The 16,901-nt window shown below is 63.4% G+C and carries 15 protein-coding genes, 1 tRNA gene and 1 riboswitch; of the genes, 10 read left to right on the top strand and 6 right to left on the bottom strand.

The genetic code is table 11. The features are described from left to right. Window positions 1-35: 35 nt before the first annotated feature. Together AC13C2_RS01330 and AC13C2_RS01325 are read left to right on the top strand one after the other, a co-directional pair. Window positions 36-509 carry a PaaI family thioesterase gene (locus AC13C2_RS01330; protein WP_482885701.1) on the top strand — a complete coding sequence of 158 codons (474 nt, stop codon included), beginning with the start codon at window positions 36-38 and terminating at the stop codon, window positions 507-509. Window positions 510-520: 11 nt separating this feature from the next. Then, window positions 521-937, top strand: coding sequence for a PaaI family thioesterase (locus AC13C2_RS01325; protein ID WP_092758767.1), 417 nt, complete (start codon window positions 521-523; stop codon window positions 935-937). A gap of 5 nt (window positions 938-942) precedes the next feature. Here the strand turns inward: AC13C2_RS01325 and AC13C2_RS01320 are convergent, their stop codons facing one another. Then, window positions 943-1,665, bottom strand: a complete 723-nt coding sequence (locus AC13C2_RS01320; RefSeq protein ID WP_092758765.1) for a DsbA family protein — start codon at window positions 1,663-1,665, stop codon at window positions 943-945. Window positions 1,666-1,821: 156 nt separating this feature from the next. Between AC13C2_RS01320 and AC13C2_RS01315 the strand changes: the two genes are divergently transcribed. Next, a complete protein-coding gene (locus AC13C2_RS01315) occupies window positions 1,822-3,828 on the top strand; it encodes a protein-disulfide reductase DsbD family protein (RefSeq protein WP_482885700.1) in 2,007 nt (668 codons plus the stop codon). On the opposite strand, the gene AC13C2_RS01310 is transcribed toward AC13C2_RS01315, so the two are convergent. Further along, window positions 3,825-4,343, bottom strand: coding sequence for a gamma-glutamylcyclotransferase family protein (locus AC13C2_RS01310; RefSeq protein WP_482885699.1), 519 nt, complete (start codon window positions 4,341-4,343; stop codon window positions 3,825-3,827). The two genes, AC13C2_RS01315 and AC13C2_RS01310, sit on opposite strands and share 4 nt — an antisense overlap. A 43-nt stretch (window positions 4,344-4,386) precedes the next feature. After that, a riboswitch (glycine riboswitch) is annotated at window positions 4,387-4,474 on the top strand. Between the two features lie 106 nt (window positions 4,475-4,580). Here AC13C2_RS01310 and gcvT point away from each other — a divergent pair. The 3 genes from gcvT to gcvP all read left to right on the top strand — a co-directional run bounded on the left by gcvT (window position 4,581) and on the right by gcvP (window position 9,127). Further along, entirely contained in the window at window positions 4,581-5,690 is a 1,110-nt protein-coding gene (gcvT, locus tag AC13C2_RS01305; protein WP_482885698.1) for a glycine cleavage system aminomethyltransferase GcvT, read from the top strand. Window positions 5,691-5,706: 16 nt separating this feature from the next. Next, complete coding sequence (gene gcvH, locus AC13C2_RS01300) at window positions 5,707-6,066, top strand: glycine cleavage system protein GcvH (RefSeq protein ID WP_339640416.1); 360 nt, start codon at window positions 5,707-5,709, stop codon at window positions 6,064-6,066. Window positions 6,067-6,298: 232 nt separating this feature from the next. Next, window positions 6,299-9,127, top strand: coding sequence for an aminomethyl-transferring glycine dehydrogenase (gene gcvP / locus AC13C2_RS01295; RefSeq protein ID WP_482885738.1), 2,829 nt, complete (start codon window positions 6,299-6,301; stop codon window positions 9,125-9,127). 3 nt (window positions 9,128-9,130) lie between these two features. On the opposite strand, the gene AC13C2_RS01290 is transcribed toward gcvP, so the two are convergent. Further along, entirely contained in the window at window positions 9,131-10,414 is a 1,284-nt protein-coding gene (locus AC13C2_RS01290) for a DUF2254 domain-containing protein (RefSeq protein ID WP_482885697.1), read from the bottom strand. A 112-nt stretch (window positions 10,415-10,526) separates the two neighbouring features. On the opposite strand from AC13C2_RS01290, the gene AC13C2_RS01285 reads away from it, so the two are divergent. Then, window positions 10,527-10,602: transfer RNA gene (locus tag AC13C2_RS01285), tRNA-Ala, on the top strand. Window positions 10,603-10,750: 148 nt separating this feature from the next. Next, the gene (gene parA / locus AC13C2_RS01280) at window positions 10,751-11,389 is read left to right on the top strand and encodes a ParA family partition ATPase (protein WP_482885696.1); all 639 of its coding nucleotides are present in this window, start codon (window positions 10,751-10,753) and stop codon (window positions 11,387-11,389) included. 15 nt (window positions 11,390-11,404) lie between these two features. On the opposite strand, the gene AC13C2_RS01275 is transcribed toward parA, so the two are convergent. From AC13C2_RS01275 to AC13C2_RS01265, 3 genes are all read right to left on the bottom strand, one after another. Continuing rightward, window positions 11,405-13,405 carry a capsular polysaccharide biosynthesis protein gene (locus tag AC13C2_RS01275; protein ID WP_482885695.1) on the bottom strand — a complete coding sequence of 667 codons (2,001 nt, stop codon included), beginning with the start codon at window positions 13,403-13,405 and terminating at the stop codon, window positions 11,405-11,407. A 1-nt stretch (window position 13,406) separates the two neighbouring features. After that, the gene (locus tag AC13C2_RS01270) at window positions 13,407-14,543 is read right to left on the bottom strand and encodes a polysaccharide biosynthesis/export family protein (RefSeq protein ID WP_092758746.1); all 1,137 of its coding nucleotides are present in this window, start codon (window positions 14,541-14,543) and stop codon (window positions 13,407-13,409) included. Between the two features lie 94 nt (window positions 14,544-14,637). Continuing rightward, window positions 14,638-15,921 carry a capsule biosynthesis protein gene (locus AC13C2_RS01265; RefSeq protein WP_424337646.1) on the bottom strand — a complete coding sequence of 428 codons (1,284 nt, stop codon included), beginning with the start codon at window positions 15,919-15,921 and terminating at the stop codon, window positions 14,638-14,640. 134 nt (window positions 15,922-16,055) lie between these two features. Here AC13C2_RS01265 and AC13C2_RS01260 point away from each other — a divergent pair, with 134 nt between their 5' ends. Continuing rightward, the gene (locus tag AC13C2_RS01260) at window positions 16,056-16,658 is read left to right on the top strand and encodes a riboflavin synthase (RefSeq protein WP_092758742.1); all 603 of its coding nucleotides are present in this window, start codon (window positions 16,056-16,058) and stop codon (window positions 16,656-16,658) included. A 2-nt stretch (window positions 16,659-16,660) separates the two neighbouring features. Continuing rightward, entirely contained in the window at window positions 16,661-16,882 is a 222-nt protein-coding gene (locus tag AC13C2_RS01255; RefSeq protein ID WP_092758740.1) for a hypothetical protein, read from the top strand. Window positions 16,883-16,901: the final 19 nt, after the last annotated feature.

Below are 16,901 nucleotides of genomic sequence, written 5' to 3'. Positions count from 1 at the left end.
GGGTCCGGGCAAGCGCCCTGACCCGGAGACTGCGGATGTTCGTCAACACGCCTGAAGATCTTGCATCCAGAGATCGGGTTCTGTCCATGTCGGGCCGCGACTTCATGGAGGCGGTCCGCGACGGACAGATACCGGAACCACCGATCGGTCGCATACTGAACTATCGTCTGGTCGAAGTTGACGACGGCAGGGTCGTCTTCTCGGGCGTGCCGACCTTCGATCACTTCAATCCCGTGGGGGCGGTCCATGGCGGCTGGTACGGTACGCTTCTGGACAGTGCGATGGCCTGTGCCGTGATGACACAGGTGCCGAAAGGCAGTTTTTACACCACCCTTGAATACAAGGTGAACGTCGTGCGGGCGATTCCGTTAGGCACCGAAATACGGGCCGAAGGCGTTGTGCAGCACATCGGTCGATCCACCGGTGTCGCCGATGGGTGGATCAGGGGCGCGGCGGATGGGAGGCTTTATGCGACAGGCTCCACGACATGCCTGATCATGCAAGGTTAAGAGGCCGCCCGATGGAAGACCGTGTCACCGACAGTTTTGCCCGACAAGGCCTTATGCGCACGTTGGGCGCGACGCTGGAGCATGTCGGCGACGGTGTCGCGCGCATCACCGCCACCGTCTCCGAAGCCACCAGTCAGCACCACGGCGCGGGCCATGCCGGCCTGACCTTCGCGCTGGCGGATACGGCGGCGGGATATGCGGCGCTGACGGTGATGGAACCGGGGTTCGAAGTCGTCACGTCCGAATTCCGCATCTCCCTGCTTGCCCCGGCGCGGGGACGTCTGGTCGCCGTAGGTCGGGTGATCCGGCCCGGACGGCGTCTGATCGCAGTCGCGGCGGATGTGCATGGCGAGGACGGGGCGCATGTGGCGACAGCGCTTGGCACGATGGTCCCCGTCAAGCCTGCCCCGGCCAGCCAGAACGACTGACGGGATCATCCGCCTTCGCGGACGTCGTCAATCATCTGCTGCATCTGTTCTGCGTCTATCAGGCCCGGCGCACGGGCTTCGCCGATCACGAAACTGGGTGTGCCGGAAAAGCCCAGCGAACTGGCAAGCCGCATGGTAGTGTCGATATGCTCCTGCACTGCGGGATCTTCCATGTCGGCGCGCAGCTGGTCGATGTCGAGACCAAGCTCTGCAGCGGCCTGGAGGGTCGAGCGTTCGTTGACCCGCCCGCGCATGCTCATCAGGGCCTTGTGCATTTCGGGGTATTTGCCCTGCGCGCGAGCGGCCAGTGCGGCGCGCGCGGCAAAGACGGAGCCTTCGCCCAGGATCGGCCATTCGCGATAGACGATCCGCACCTCCTTGTCTGTGTCCAGCACTTTGGCCACCTCGTCCGCCGCGCGTTTGCAGTAGGGACAGTTATAATCGAAGAACTCGACCACGGTGACGTCGCCATCAGGGTTGCCAATCACAGGCGCGTTCGGGTCGCGTTCCAGCGTATCCCGGTTGTTGCCCAGCGTTGCCTGCGCCTGGGCTTCGGCCTTGGCGGCATCGCGTTCCTGAAGGATGGCGACGGCATCCATCACGATCTGGGGATTTTCGAGGATGGCCTGCAGGGCCAGTTCCTTGATCTGTTCTTCGGAAAAGTCCTGCGCTGTGGCGGGCAGAACCGACAGGGTTGTAGACAGGGTCAGGGCAATGAGGATGCGCATGGCGATGGTCCTTCTGGGATCACACGGTCGGGGATCACGGGGTCGTGACAGGGTGACCGTTACGATGCACAGGTGCAAGCGCGCATGTCGGTCACGTTCGCGTCAGTTGTCCGGGGTCGTCTGGCGGGCCTCAAATCGCTGTCATATGAGTTGCCCATGTTTCGTATCCTGACCCTGATCGCCCTGTTGTTCGGAGCCCCTTCTCTGGCGGCGACATCCAGCACGGTGCAGGCCAATACCGTCACTGCCAGGTTGGTCACGGTCGAGGATGGGGTCGGCCCTGGTAGCGAGACGATTTCTGCCGGTTTGCAACTGGTGCTGGAGGATGGCTGGAAGACATATTGGCGATCGCCGGGCGAAGTCGGGCTACCTCCCGATCTGTCATGGGACGGGTCCGGGAATGTTGCATCGGTTGATCTGGCGTATCCTGCGCCAAGCCGGTTCGAAGCCTTCGGAATTCAGAATTTCGGCTATGCCAAGGAAGTCGTCTATCCCCTGACCGTTCGGTTGATCGAGCCCGGTGAACCCGCGCGACTGGTCCTGACGGTGAACATTCTGGTCTGCGCCGAGATATGTGTGCCGGAAACCCTGAACCTGACCCTGGATATTCCGGCGGGCGGCGGCATCGACGCTGAGGCCGCAGCACTTTTGTCGGACTGGATCGCGCGGGTGCCGGGCACGGGCGACGAGGCCGGCATGAGGCTGGAAACCGTGCATATGGACGACACGACGTTGACGGTTCTGGCCAGGTCCGAGCAGCCGTTCCTGTCGCCCGATATCTTTCCTGAGCGGGGCGATTATGCTGCGTTCGACCGGCCCGAGATTGTTCTGGCCGATGGCGGGCGAACCTTGTTCGCCACGCTTCCCGTTCTGAATCCGGGCGAAGGCACCCTCGACCTGACTTTGGTGGACGGCCGTCGCGCCGCCACGATGGCGGCCACCCTGTCGCCGGTTGCGCCGGCGCCGCCCGCCGTCGGGTCGGCGATCTGGGGAGTGTTGCTGATCGCGCTGCTGGGGGGGCTGATCCTGAACATAATGCCCTGTGTCCTGCCTGTGCTATCGCTCAAACTGGCCAGTGCGCTGCAGGCCCGGGACAAATCGATCGGCCGTGTTCGCGGGGGTTTTCTGGCGTCGGCGGCGGGGGTGTTGGTGTTCTTCCTGGGCCTTGCGGGCGTGGTGATCGCACTGCGCGCGGCGGGCGTTACTGTGGGCTGGGGCATGCAGTTCCAGAACCCGACGTTTCTGGCTCTGATGATCGCGTTGGTCGTGCTGTTTGCAGCCAATATGCTGGGCCTGTTCGCGGTGAATATCGGGCAGGGCGCGATGACCGGCATGGCAAAGATCGGGGGAAGCGGCGGGTGGGGCGGCGATTTCACCACAGGAATGTTTGCCGCCGTGATGGCCACACCCTGTTCCGCGCCCTTCATCGGCACGGCGATAACCTATGCGCTGACCAACGGTCCCACGGAAATCGTCGCCGTCTTTGCTGCGATGGGCGTGGGACTGTCGCTGCCGTATCTGGCCGTCGCGGTCCGACCCACGCTGATTCAGCGACTGCCTCGTCCGGGCCGCTGGATGCGAACGGTGCAGATGGTGCTGGGCGGGCTGCTGCTCTTGACTGCGATCTGGCTGATTACCGTTCTGGCGGCCAGCGCGGGCGCGCGCACGGCCGTAATCGTGGGCGTTCTGGTCCTGTTGATGCTGGGGGCGCTGGCGCTGCGGCGGCAGGCCGTCGTGGTCGGGGGCGCAGGCGTATTCGCGGTGCTGGCGACTGTTCTTCTGCTACCCTCGGTGACACCGGCGGAAGCCTCGGTCGATGCCGGGTGGGAGCCTTTTTCGGAGGCGCGCATCGCGCAGGAAGTCGCCGCGGGCAATACCGTCTTTGTCGATGTAACGGCGGATTGGTGTCTGACCTGCAAGGCGAACAAACGCCTTGTTCTGGACCGCGACCCGGTGTCGTCGGCGTTGGCCGACATCGTGGCGCTTCAGGCCGACTGGACGCGCCCTTCGGATACGATTGCCGCGTTCCTTCAGGCCAACGATCGCTTCGGTATTCCGTTCAATGCGGTCTATGGTCCCGGTGCGCCGGACGGGATCGTTCTGCCGGAACTGTTGACCGATGCCGTCGTGCTCGATGCAATTTCGGCGGCGGCTGCGAACTAGGGTCTGACAAGACGCGCCAGATGCCGGTCGACCAATGCGGTTTCGCCGGGCGTCAATTTCTGCGCACGGGGATAGGCCGGGTCGGTTCGGTCGTCACGGATCGGCGCGTCCCAGCCGGAGGTCGTGGCAAAGAACCGGTCCACACCCTCTTCGCCGAACTCGATCAGATAGCCCTGCACCACGACATCGAGATAGCTGCGCAGGATCGGATGGGCACGATCAGGGGCAGGGTGATGCCCCTCGGGGATGTGATATATCGACGGCCCTTCCGGCAGGGGCACGCGCAGATATCCCGCCTCCCGCGCATCCAGCGCCTCCCAATCGCCCATCGGCACCTCTGCCGTCAGCCCGTCGATCTCGCCGTTCGGGTCGGGCACTGCGGTCAGGAAGGGGGCCGGATGCAGCGTCGTATGCCTCCAGGCCCGCCGCCAACCTTGTATGGTCAGGGGGCTGCCACCCGGATAACTATGCGTCCGGCGATTCACGAGGCTGCCATAGCCGAAGAAGCGATGCATTTTTTCCCCTTGCGCGTTACCGGTCCGGTTTCCTATAGGAAACTTGCACGCCGCGGGAGACACTGTCGCAAGACAGGGCCGAAGGAGCAACCGCCCCGGTAAACTCTCAGGCAAACGGACCCGGTGTGCGACGACAACTCTGGAGAGAGGCGCATCCGCGTCCGCCGAAGGGATAGCGATCTCAGGCGAAAGGACAGAGGGGGCATCGAAACGGGGCCAAGGCCCGAGGAGGTGCATGTGTCCGATCCTATTTCCCTGCCGCTGGCCGATCTGCATGCGGAGCTTGGCGGCAAGATGGTGCCTTTCGCGGGCTATTCGATGCCGGTGCAGTACCCGGCAGGCGTGATGTCCGAACATTTGCATGTGCGCGATAAGGCGGGCCTTTTCGATGTGTCGCACATGGGGCAGGTCGTCCTGCGCGGCGACGGCGCGGCGCGGGCATTGGAAGGCTTGCTGCCCGTCAACGTGGTCGGACTGGCCGAAGGGCGGCAACGCTATGGCCTGCTGATGCTGCCGGACGGGGGCGTGGCCGACGATCTGATGTTTGCCAACCGTGGCGATCATCTGCTGCTGGTGGTGAACGGCGCGATGAAACATGCCGACATGGAGATTTTGCGCGCTGGTCTGCCGGGTCTGTCGGTTGAAATGCTGGACGGTCGCGCGCTTCTGGCATTGCAGGGTCCGCTGGCCGAGACGGTGCTGGAGGCGATGGTCCCCGGTGTCGCCGCGATGAAGTTCATGGATGTGCGCTCGTTCGACTGGAACGACGCGGATCTGTGGATCAGCCGATCAGGATATACGGGTGAGGACGGGTACGAAATCAGTGTCCCGGTCGCGCAGGCCGAGGCCTTCGCCCGTGCACTGCTGGCGTCCGACGACGTGATGCCCATCGGTCTGGGCGCGCGTGACAGCCTGCGGCTGGAAGCGGGAATGCCGCTTTATGGACAGGACCTGACCGCCGATATCAGCCCGGTCGAAGCCGATCTGGGATGGGCGATCCAGAAAATACGGCGCACCGGCGGCGACCGTGCGGGCGGCTTTCCAGGTGCGGATCGTGTGCTGGCCGAGTTGGACAATGGCCCGAAGCGCCGTCGCGTCGGCCTTTTGCCCGAGGGACGCGCGCCGATGCGGATGGGCGTCATGCTCTATGGCAGTGATACGGCCACCGCCCCCATCGGCACAGTCACGTCAGGCGGATTCGGCCCGTCGGTCGGTGCACCCATAGCGATGGGTTATGTTCTAGATGGGACCGTGACGGGCACCGTTTTATATGGTGATGTGCGGGGCAAACGCCTGCCGGTCACCGTCACCGACCTTCCTTTCCACCAGCCGCGCTACAAGCGCTGAGATCACGAGGCTCCAGATGAAGTACACCGAAGACCACGAATGGCTTGAAGACAATGATGGCATCATCACTGTCGGCATCACCGATCATGCCGCGACTCAACTGGGCGACGTGGTATTCGTCGACTTGCCGGACGTCGGCCAGACCGTGACCAAGGGCGAGGAGATCGTGGTGATCGAATCCGTCAAAGCTGCATCCGATATCCTGTCGCCGCTGGACGGCGAGATCGTCGAGGTGAACGACGCCCTGGCCGATACGCCAGGTCTGGTGAACGAGGATGCCGAAGCCGCGTGGTTCTTCCGCATGACGACAGCCACCCCTGAGGAGATGGACGGGATGATGGACGAAGACGGATACAAGGAATTCATCGGGGATTGATCGCGCGCAGACACGATCAATCCGGCAGCATGGTGATGATCGCGCAGCGATCGTCACCGCCGCAAAAAACCAACGAACCGTCAGACCCGAAGTCTCCTTGCCTGTCCGCGACGTCCCCAACCCGGATCGCTCCGATCTGACCGGAGCCGCTTTCGTCTGACCGAACCCTTATGGCCCTTTGATAAATGTCCTGACCCATTCTGCCTGACCCACCGGAGTTCCCATGCCTCAGATGCCGTTTGCCCCCGAGTATGACACCTACGATTTCGCCAACCGCCGCCATATCGGCCCCTCGCCCGAGGAAATGGCCGAAATGCTCAGGGTCATCGGCTGCGATACACTGGACGATCTGATTGACGAGACAGTGCCGAAATCCATCCGGCAAAAAGACCCGCTGCCCTGGCCGCAGATGACCGAGCACGCGATTCTGGGGCGCATGCGGGCCTTGGCGGACAAGAACCGCGTGACGGTCAGTATGATCGGGCAGGGTTATTCCGACACCGTGACGCCGCCCGCGATTCAGCGCAACATTCTGGAAAATCCGGCGTGGTACACGGCCTACACCCCGTATCAGCCCGAAATCGCACAGGGTCGGCTGGAGGCGTTGCTGAACTTCCAGACGATGGTGTCCGACCTGACTGGATTGCCGGTCGCAAACGCCTCCCTGCTGGATGAAGCCACTGCCTGCGCCGAGGCGATGGTGATGGCGCAGCGGGTCGCCAGGTCGAAGGCTTCGGCGTTCTTCGTCGATGCCCGCTGTCACCCACAGAACATCGCGGTCATGCGAACGCGGGCAGAGCCGCTGGGGATCGAACTTATCGTGGGCGAGGTCGGTGATCTCGACGCCTCCAGGGTGTTCGGCGCTATCTTCCAGTATCCTGACACGACCGGCGGCTTGCGCGATCTGACCCCGCAGATCGACGCACTGCATGGTGCGAACGCTCTGGGCATTGTGGCGACGGACCTGCTGGCGCTGTGCCTGCTGAAGGAACCGGGCGCGATGGGTGCCGACATTGCCGTTGGATCGGCGCAACGCTTTGGCGTGCCTCTGGGCTATGGCGGACCGCACGCCGCGTTCTTCGCCTGCGCCGACGCCTACAAGCGCAACATGCCCGGTCGTCTGGTCGGTGTCAGCGTCGACAGTCAGGGCAACCAGGCCTACCGCCTGTCGCTTCAGACCCGCGAGCAGCATATTCGTCGCGAAAAGGCGACCAGCAACGTCTGCACGGCGCAGGCCCTTCTTGCGGTCATGGCCAGCTTTTTCGCGGTGTTCCACGGACCAAAGGGTTTGCATCATATCGCCAGTCACGTTCACGCGCATGCCGTCGCCCTGCGCAAAGCCCTGGTGGACGGTGGCGTGGACGTTGCCGACGGTCCGATATTCGACACCCTGACAGTCACGTCTGATGACCGTGATGGTATCTGGAACGCCGCCCGCGATGCCGGAATCACGCTGCGCAGGATCGGGACGGATCAGCTTGGTATTGCTTGCGACGAGTTGACGGACGGCGATGTTCTGAAGCGCCTTCTGGGTGTGTTCGAAATCTCGTCCAAACCGGATTTGCACATCGACATCCCCGACGACCTGGCGCGCCAGACCGAGTATCTGACACACCCGATCTTCCACATGAACCGGGCGGAATCCGAGATGATGCGCTATATGCGCCGTCTTGCTGATCGTGATCTTGCGCTGGACCGGGCGATGATCCCGCTCGGGTCCTGCACGATGAAGCTGAATGCCGCCGTGGAAATGATGCCTGTCACCTTTCCCGAGTTTGGCAAACTGCATCCCTTTGCCCCGGTTGAGGATGCCGGGGGATACAAGGAAATGATCGACGAGCTGTCTGATCGTCTCTGCGTCATCACCGGCTATGACGCGATGTCGATGCAACCGAATTCCGGTGCGCAGGGCGAATATGCCGGCCTGTTGACCATTGCTGCCTTCCACAAGGCAAACGGGCAGGAAAAACGGCGGATCTGCCTGATTCCCACCAGTGCGCATGGCACCAACCCTGCCTCGGCCCAAATGGCGGGCATGAAGGTCGTGATCGTCAAGGCAGCCGATAACGGCGACGTCGATCTGGACGATTTCCGCACCAAGGCCGAAGCGGCGGGCGAGGATCTGGCGGCCTGCATGATCACCTATCCCAGCACCCACGGAGTGTTCGAGGACACGGTGCGGCAGGTCTGCGAAATAACTCACGCGCATGGCGGACAGGTCTATCTGGACGGGGCCAATCTGAACGCGATGGTCGGTCTGTCCAAGCCGGGGGAAATCGGTGCGGATGTCTCGCACCTGAACCTGCACAAGACGTTCTGCATTCCGCACGGCGGCGGCGGGCCCGGCATGGGGCCGATCGGCGTCAAGGCACATCTGGCGCCGCATTTGCCCGGCCACCCCGAAACCGGGGACGAAGGTCCGGTATCCGCCGCGCCTTACGGCAGCGCGTCGATCCTGCCGATCAGTTATGCCTATGTGATGATGATGGGCGGCTCGGGTCTGACGCAGGCCACCAAGGTCGCCATCTTGTCGGCGAACTATATCGCCAAGCGATTGGAAGGGGCCTATGAGGTCCTGTTCACGGGGCGTAACGGTCGCGTTGCGCACGAATGTATTCTGGACACGCGCCCGTTTGCGGAATCCGCGCATGTTACCGTCGACGACGTGGCCAAGCGGCTGATGGACAACGGGTTCCATGCGCCCACGATGTCCTGGCCCGTCGCAGGCACCTTGATGGTGGAACCGACCGAGAGCGAGCCCAAGCCAGAGCTTGACCGCTTTATTACGGCCATGCTCGCCATCCGTGAGGAGGTTGCGCAGATCGAGGCGGGAACGATGGATGCCGACAACAATCCGTTGAAGAATGCGCCGCACACGATGGAGGATCTGGTGCGCGATTGGGACCGCCCCTATTCGCGCGAGGCGGGGTGTTTTCCGGCCGGTGCCTTCCGCGTCGACAAATACTGGCCGCCGGTCAATCGCGTCGACAACGTCGCAGGCGACCGGAATCTGATCTGTACCTGTCCGCCACTGGAAGATTACCTCGACGCGGCGGAATAGGGCCTAGGCCTTTGGCGCGATCTCGCGGACGCGGACGCGGTCTTGTTCCAGAGACAGGCCCGCGTCCGACAGTTTGATCGCGCGCGCCGATGCAGTGCGCGCGGCCTTTGCCATTTCGGGATCGCCATGTTCCGCCAGGCGGGCGAGCACGCGTTGCAGTGCCATTTGCACCTCGACCATTTTGGCTCCGTCGCGCGCAATTGCTTCAAGGGCCGTGCTGATGGCAGCCTCCGCTGAAATCTCTCTCGTCCGCACGCCGGGCAGAGGGGACCTAGTGTTGTCTGGCACGGGGTCCGACGGGGCCGGCCACAGGGCAAGCAGCCTGGACTGTCGGTGAATCACGTCGATTGCTGTCCGCGGGTCGTTCAGGCTGGGAGAGAGGGCACGTTGCGCGATTTCCGACATGACCTGGAATCCGAAAAGCGGGTCCTGATCGAAGGATTGCAGATCGTCGATAAGGACATTCTCGCGGAGGTCGGTATACTCGGCACTGTCATCCCCGGTTGTCGGAACATCGGTAACCACGGGGAGGCCCGACACGCGCATCAACAGATCGCCCTTTGCAACCCAGTCGCCGGGCAACACAACCAGATCGACGCGACCGCCACTGGCATCGGCGGCCTCAGACAGGGCGTTTGCGTCGATATGTTGCACGTAACCCGATTTCGTCGAAAAAATTTCCTGTCCGGTCAGTTCGGCGTCTTCCGGCAGGCGGGTGCATCCCAGGTAGGGCGAGTCCATACGTGTCTTCATTGCATGATGGGCCGCCTCTTCAATGCGTGCCGTCGTCGCTTCCATCGATCCGAGTTCCGAGAGTTGCTGTACCCAGCGGATCAGCGCGACGATCACCAGTCCGATGACGAAGATCGTGACAAGATAGATGATCGAGAAACCGCCGTCTCCATACAGGCCCACACTGATCACGATCCTGGAGAAGAGCGCGAAGACGAACGCACCGATGAAGGTCGCCAGAATGGATTGGGTCCGGCCGTCCTGCCGCAATAGACGGTGAGCACGGGGGCTGGCCTGACTTGCGGCAAAATTATGGGCTGTCACCATCACGGTCAGCGAAAAGGTCGCAACCACCAGCATCGAGTTCGTAAGGATTTCCAGAAGGGCCTGCGCCGCCGTCTCGTCGATGCCGAAGCGCACGGCGTCCGGTACCAGCGGCCCCAACACCGGCGTCAGGGCAGCCGCGAAAATGGCGAGCGCCGAAAGCAGCGCGACGCGAATCCAGATCTGTCGGGTCAGTTCGCGCAGGTGCCACAGGGTTTGGGTCAGTATCATCCGGTCGTCTCCAATGGGTCGTGCAAGTCAATGTCGCATGGTTGCGATGGGCCCCCAAGTATCTTTGCGGTTGCTTGACACACCCCGGACCCGCCGCCATATGGGCGCCGTTGGGGTCGTAGCTCAGTTGGTAGAGCGCGTCGTTCGCAATGACGAGGTCAGGGGTTCGATTCCCCTCGGCTCCACCACGATTTCCTTTGGTTTATACGCTGTTCTTAGGGGGGTTGCTTCCGTGCCCCTACATTCCTTCATCCGTGTCTGGTGGTCTGTCAGGCGACATTGACCTTCCGCATTTTCTGACGCATCGTCATGCCGCACCGCAGCATGAGGCGCGATATGGCAACGATCATTACATTAGCTCAGCAGAAGGGCGGCTCGGGCAAGACAACGGTCACGGCGCATCTGGCAACCGAGCTTGCCAGCCGGGGGCATCGGGTCGCCCTGCTGGACGTTGATCCGCAGGGATCGCTGGGGCGGTGGTTCATGATGCGATACGAACGCACTGGCGGTTTGAAAGGCGATATTACCTTTTCCACGTCTTCGGCGTGGGGGGTGACGTTCGAATCGTCCAAGTATCAGGAAGATTACGATTTTATCCTGATCGACACGCCCCCCAAGATCGACAGCGACCTGAAGCCGTCGCTGCGGATTGCGGACCTTGTAATTGTGCCCGTCTCCGCCTCGGAGGTGGATCTCTGGGCGACCGAGGGTGTCCTTGAAATCGCTGCGCGCGAGGGAAAACGGCCCGTTGTTGTCCTGAACCGGGCGCGCAGCGGGACGCGTTTGAGCGAGAAGATCATGACCGCCCTGTCGAAGCTGGAGGCCGATCCGGCGACGACGATTCTGGGTCAGCGCGTCGCCTACGCCGAGGCTTTGGGTCAGGGCCAGGGGGTTTGCGAATTTCCCGGCGCGAAGATCGCGGCAGCGGAAGTTGCGGCGTTGACCGATGAGATTCTCGGACGGTTGGACAAGTAATCTGACGCCGGGCAGTCAGCGCCACAAGGGGGCAAAGCTGACGAGCGCGCCTTGTGTCTTGGCCAGCAGGCGATTGGCCGGGCCGGGGCGGGGGACCTGCCCTTGCGCAAGGCGCTTCACGATGGCCTCGGGTGGGGCGGCCGTGCCGGTAACCGGGTCGAAATACCGTGGATAATCAATCAGAACGGCGTGAACCAAGGCGTCCATCGACGGTCGCGCGGCGCGACGTCGAGCGGGGATGCTGCCCCGGTCGTCCGTCAGACCCCAGCCTGCGTAGAAGGGTGTGCCGAGGGTGGTCACGGGGGTGTCCCGGATCAGCGCCTCGAACCCCAGAAGGGAAGTCATCGTCCAGATTTTGCTGGCCTTTTCGATCAGCGCATGGGCGTTGGCGCGGGTCGCCACGAGGTCGGCGTCGCCTGCGTCGATGGCCCCGTCGCGTAGTCCCGCCTCGACGTCGGGATGTGGCTTGTAGACGATGAACGAACCGGGATTGGCGGCGCGGGTGGCCGACAGAAGCGCTGCGTTATCAGAAACTTCGGAGGTGCCCAGGCGGATCGAGGCATCGTCCGCGACCTGACCGGGCACCAGAATGAACGGGACGTCGGGCAGGGCAGGCAGATCGCCAGACAGGTTGTATTTCGTAAGGCCCGCCGCGACGATGGAAGCGCACAATTCACGAGCGCGAACAAGGGCTTCCGGAGGCAACGCAGCGGCGGCGACGATGGCATCCTCAAGCGCGGATGGCCGTGTCGGGTCGAAATAAATACCCTTTGCATCCAATACGAGCGACAGCGGCGGGATCAGATCGGCCCCCAGCCCGCGGGACCGCAGAAACCCGTCTTCCAGACGGGTGATGGACGGGTGATCCACGTCGGATCTGCGTCCGACGTCAGCCGATTGAGTCTGACCCCCGCCCCAGACGAGCGGGCGGCGTCGGAGGTCATGTCGAAACCGCACATTATTCGACAGAAACCTGCGCAGGGGCGCGCGTTTCCACAGGCGCATGTCTGGTGCGGACCAGCCCGACCGGTCTTCGCGCCAGGCACGGGCGCGGGCTTGCAGAATACGGACGACATCGACCGGATCGCAGAGCGCATCGGCATGCGGGTCGTACCAATGCGGATACAGCACCATCGCGCCCGCGAACAATTGCACCCGCGTCAGTTTGCGGTGGCGGCGATCCAGCGGATTTCGGTCGTCGTCCAGACCCCAACCGGCATAGAATGGCTGTCCGAACGTCACGGGCCGGTGGCCATGTAGAATCGCCTCAAACCCCATCTGGCTGCTGACGGTATAGACGCGGATGGCCCCGGCCAGCAGGGTCGCGGCGGGCAAGGAGCGGGTCTCAAGCGTCGCGCCGAACACGGCATCGTCCTGGTCATAATGTCCCGGCCGGTGCCCGGCGGCGGTTTCGGGGTGCGTCTTGATGACGATCCGCGCTCCGGGATTTTCCTCGCGCGCGATCAGGAGCATTTCGCGGAACGTCGCCTCGGAAGCGTTGCCCAGCCGGATCGCGGCATCGCCGCGCGTCTGGTCGATGACCAGCACATAGCCGGGATCGGGGGGCGCGAGATCAATGCGTGTGGCAGCGTATTTGGTGACGCCCGAGCGCACCCATTCATCCATCAGCACACGGGTGCGCCCGATCAGGTCGCCGTCGTCGAAGGCCTGAGTGGCGAGCAGGGTTTCGAGATCAGAGGCGGACCGGCTGTCGAAATACGCGGCTTTGCGGTCGATCAGCAGGCCCAGCGTATCTTCGCGCGGGCGGGTGCGACCGGGATGGAGTGAGCGGAGAAACGCATCTTCGAACCGCAGGACGGGGGCGCCAGCGCGACGGGCGACGGCCTCGGCGCGGGCGGAAGTTCCGGCGAGGCCCCAGACGGCAACGTATTCGCCCGCGCGCGGCAGGCCGGGACGCAAGTCGACCCCCGCCAGCCCGGCGATGCAGCGGATGCGCCGGTTGAGAAACCCGCCCGAGACATAGCGCGCGACGCAGCGCGACCCGGGCTGGGTCATGTCAGCCGCCGACGGTCGTGGCGGCAGATCTGATCTGGCCCAGCGATCCGAAGATCGCGGCGACCGAACGGTTCCAGGCGACAATGGGTGCTTCGGTCACGTAAATCGTGTCACCGTCGCGGATGATGAAATCGCGCGCGTCGAACATGCCGTTGGGTTCGGTCAGGTCGAGGACATAGACCAGGCGCTGCGTGCCGGTCAGATCGTCGCGGCCCATCACGGCTTCGGCGATTTCCTCGGGTTCATTGCGGAAGACGAACACGCCGGTGGGATTGGCGAGGTTGGCGTTCAGACCACCGACCTGGGCGAGCGCTTCGATCGCGGAGATCACTTCGGTCTCGAACTCCATGCGGTTCTGTGCGCCGGTCGCACCCAGCACGGTAAAGGCGCGGGTGTCCTGTTCAATGTAGATCGTGTCGCCGTCGCGCAGGGCGATGTCCATGCTCGGGTTCTTGTACAGGTCCGAAAGGTAGGCGGTTTCGGTCCGGGCACCGCGGCTGACGTTGACCAGCGCGATTTCGGGCGAAATGGCCACGCCACCGGCGGCCGCGATCATCGCGGTCAGGGTTCGGGTCGGACGTTCGATGGGAAACACGCCCTGTGCGCCCGCGCCGCCGACGACGCTGACGGTGGCACCGTTACCGGCCAGGCGGCGAACGACGACCTGCGGGTCGGGGGTCTGTTCGTCCAGTCGCTGCGTGATGATCCGGCGCAGGGCCTCGGGCGTGTTGCCCGCGGCGCGAAGGCGCCCGGCGTAGGGGATGAAGATCATGCCCGCCGAGTCGACCTGCACCTCGTCGATCAGCGAGGCCGAGGCCCCGGCGTTGGTCAGCAGGCCATCCTCGACGTTTTCATAGATGATCAGGCCCAGCGTATCGCCGGGGCGGATGGTGTCGGCACCCAGCGCACTTGCGTTGCGAAACTCGGACGAGAAGCCGAGCGCCGGGGTGACGGCAGTGGCGGCGGTGACGCGGGGGTTCACGCTGACGATGAAGGCATCGCCACCGTTGATAACGCTGCCCGCGTAGATTTCGCGTTTGTTTGGACCCGACCGGGGCAGCGTCCCGCAGGATGCCACCAGGGTCAAAGCCAGGAATGCGACGATGGACTTCGCCGTCCGGGATACCTGTCTGCTCACGTGCTCTGCCTTTCGATCTGCCTTTGGCAATATTGCAGGGTTGATCCCCGTCTTGCGAATGTTCCATTCGCCTGCCGCAGGTTCCGGTTTGTGTCTAGCCTGACACGAGTTTCAAGTTCTGGCGTGGCGCGGGACGTCCCGTCGCCAGCCTGTCGTAGGGGTCGAGGTCCGACAGCATCATATCCACAACCTGACGCAGAAGTTGCCGCCGTCCGCGCGAGGAGTAGAAGCCGCCCGCCACCTGACTGGTTTCCAGCAGATAGTGGCGGTAGTCGCGATAGGCGCGGCTGTCGGGACGATGCGGGTCGGCGAAGAATTCATCGAGCGGTTGATTGCTGACGAATTCGGGTTTGCCATAGACCGAGCGGCCCATCGCCTTGACCGGAAGGCCCCGCCAGAGCGCCTGTTGCGCCGCGGTGGAATTGACGGTGACGGCGGAGCGGGCCTCGTTCATGAGGGCGGCCAGTTTGCCGCCACGCAGGTAGTGAACACGACCGTCCAGGCCGTAATATTCGACCAAGCGGCGGATTGTCGCGCGCACGGGTGCGCGGCCGTCTTCGAGTGGATGTGCCTTGAGGACAAGGTGGTGATGGCTGGGTGCCCCCCTGGCGAACCCGTCGACGACCTGTTCCAGAAACTCGGTCATGGAGGCGAAGGGCGAATGCGCGCGGAAACTGGAGTCGTGTTCCAGCTGCATCAGGCACAGGTGATAGGGGAAGCCGCCATGGGTGATGCGCCAGGTCGCGATCTTCCGTTGCAGCGCGGTCGCGGGCATCGTCAGAAGGCGACGCAGATACAGGCGGAATTCCTTCATCACGGTAATGTCGCGGTGCGGACGATAAGCGCGATACCGGCCCGGTGCCGTGACCACGAACAGGTGATAGAGCATGCCGTAGAAGATATGGTGGCGCATGTCGCCCCAATGCGCGGGTGCATCCGGCAGGTCGAGGTCCAGTTCGGCCAGTGCGGCTTGCATGTCTGGAACGGATTTGTCCATCAGGCGCGAATGGGCGTTCGAGCCGCCGCGTTCATAACTGATCCACCAGGGGCGCAAATACCCTTCCTCGAACACGTGCACGGTCAGGCCGCGGGCGCGGGCGATTTCAACAGCCTGCGCATGGATGGCGCGCACGTCGCCGTAAAGCACCAGATCTGTAATTCCCTTTTTATCCAGAAGGTTGGCGCAGGCTTCGGGCCAGTTTTCGGGATTGCCATGGAATGGAATGTAGCTGTTGCGATCAAACCAGAATGCCGCGTCCCCGCGATTGAAACCGACGCGCCACACCTCGCACCCCGCCGCCCGGAGAAGACCTCCGAGACGATGGAAGAAGGGCCCGTGAGGCCCTTGCAGAAACAGGAATCGGCGCGTTGGACGCATTTCGCCCCTCGGGTTGTTTCGTCCTTTATCGGGCGCTGCGTGGGCAGGGGAAAGGCGCGAATGTGGCAGGTTTGGGGCACTTGCGGCAAATGGACCACAGGCTTAGCTGGGGTTGAAACGCTGCGGAGGGCTTAATGTTCACAGGTATTATTACCGACATCGGAACGATCCGGACACTGGAACGTCGCGGCGACCTGCGGGCGCGGATCGGCACACGATACGACGCGGGCGGCATCGACATCGGTGCGTCCATCGCCTGCGACGGCTGCTGTCTGACCGTGGTGGACCGGGGCGCGGACACCGAAGGCCACTGGTTCGACGTGGATGTATCGGCCGAGAGCCTGTCGAAAACCGCGCTGGACCGCTGGCAAACCGGATCGCGTGTCAATCTGGAACGCAGCTTGCGGGTGGGTGACGAACTGGGCGGGCATATCGTGTCTGGCCACGTCGACGGCACTGCCGAAATCCTGTCGATCATACCAGACGGCGACTCGGTACGATACGTTTTCGCCGCGCCCGATGCCCTGGCCCGGTTCATCGCGCCCAAGGGTTCGGTGGCACTGAACGGGACGTCGTTGACAGTGAACGAGGTGGATGGCGCGACCTTCGGCATCAACCTGATCCCGCACACGCAATCGGTGACAACCTGGGGCACGGCAGCGCCCGGCGACCGGGTCAATCTGGAGATCGACACCCTGGCGCGCTACGTCGCACGTCTGGCAGAGATGCCGGGCTGACCGTGACGAAGCGCCTTGTCCTGACGTCCATCGAGGACACAGGCGGCGATCGTTGCGTCGATATCCTGTGCATGGGCGAGGATTATGGCTGGGTGGAGTGTCGCCGCGACCCGGAAGACGCGCATGGTTGGCGGCATTTGCATCCACCGCGCATGGGGTTTGCCGATGCGGCGGCGGCGCGGGCGGAAGCCGGGCGATCGGTCGGATGGTTGGGCAGGTGCTGAGCAGGCCCCTTGCGGCGGC

It is taken from the genome of Jannaschia sp. L-14R (assembly GCF_056857695.1).
This window is presented reverse-complemented; position numbering and strand designations above follow the sequence as displayed.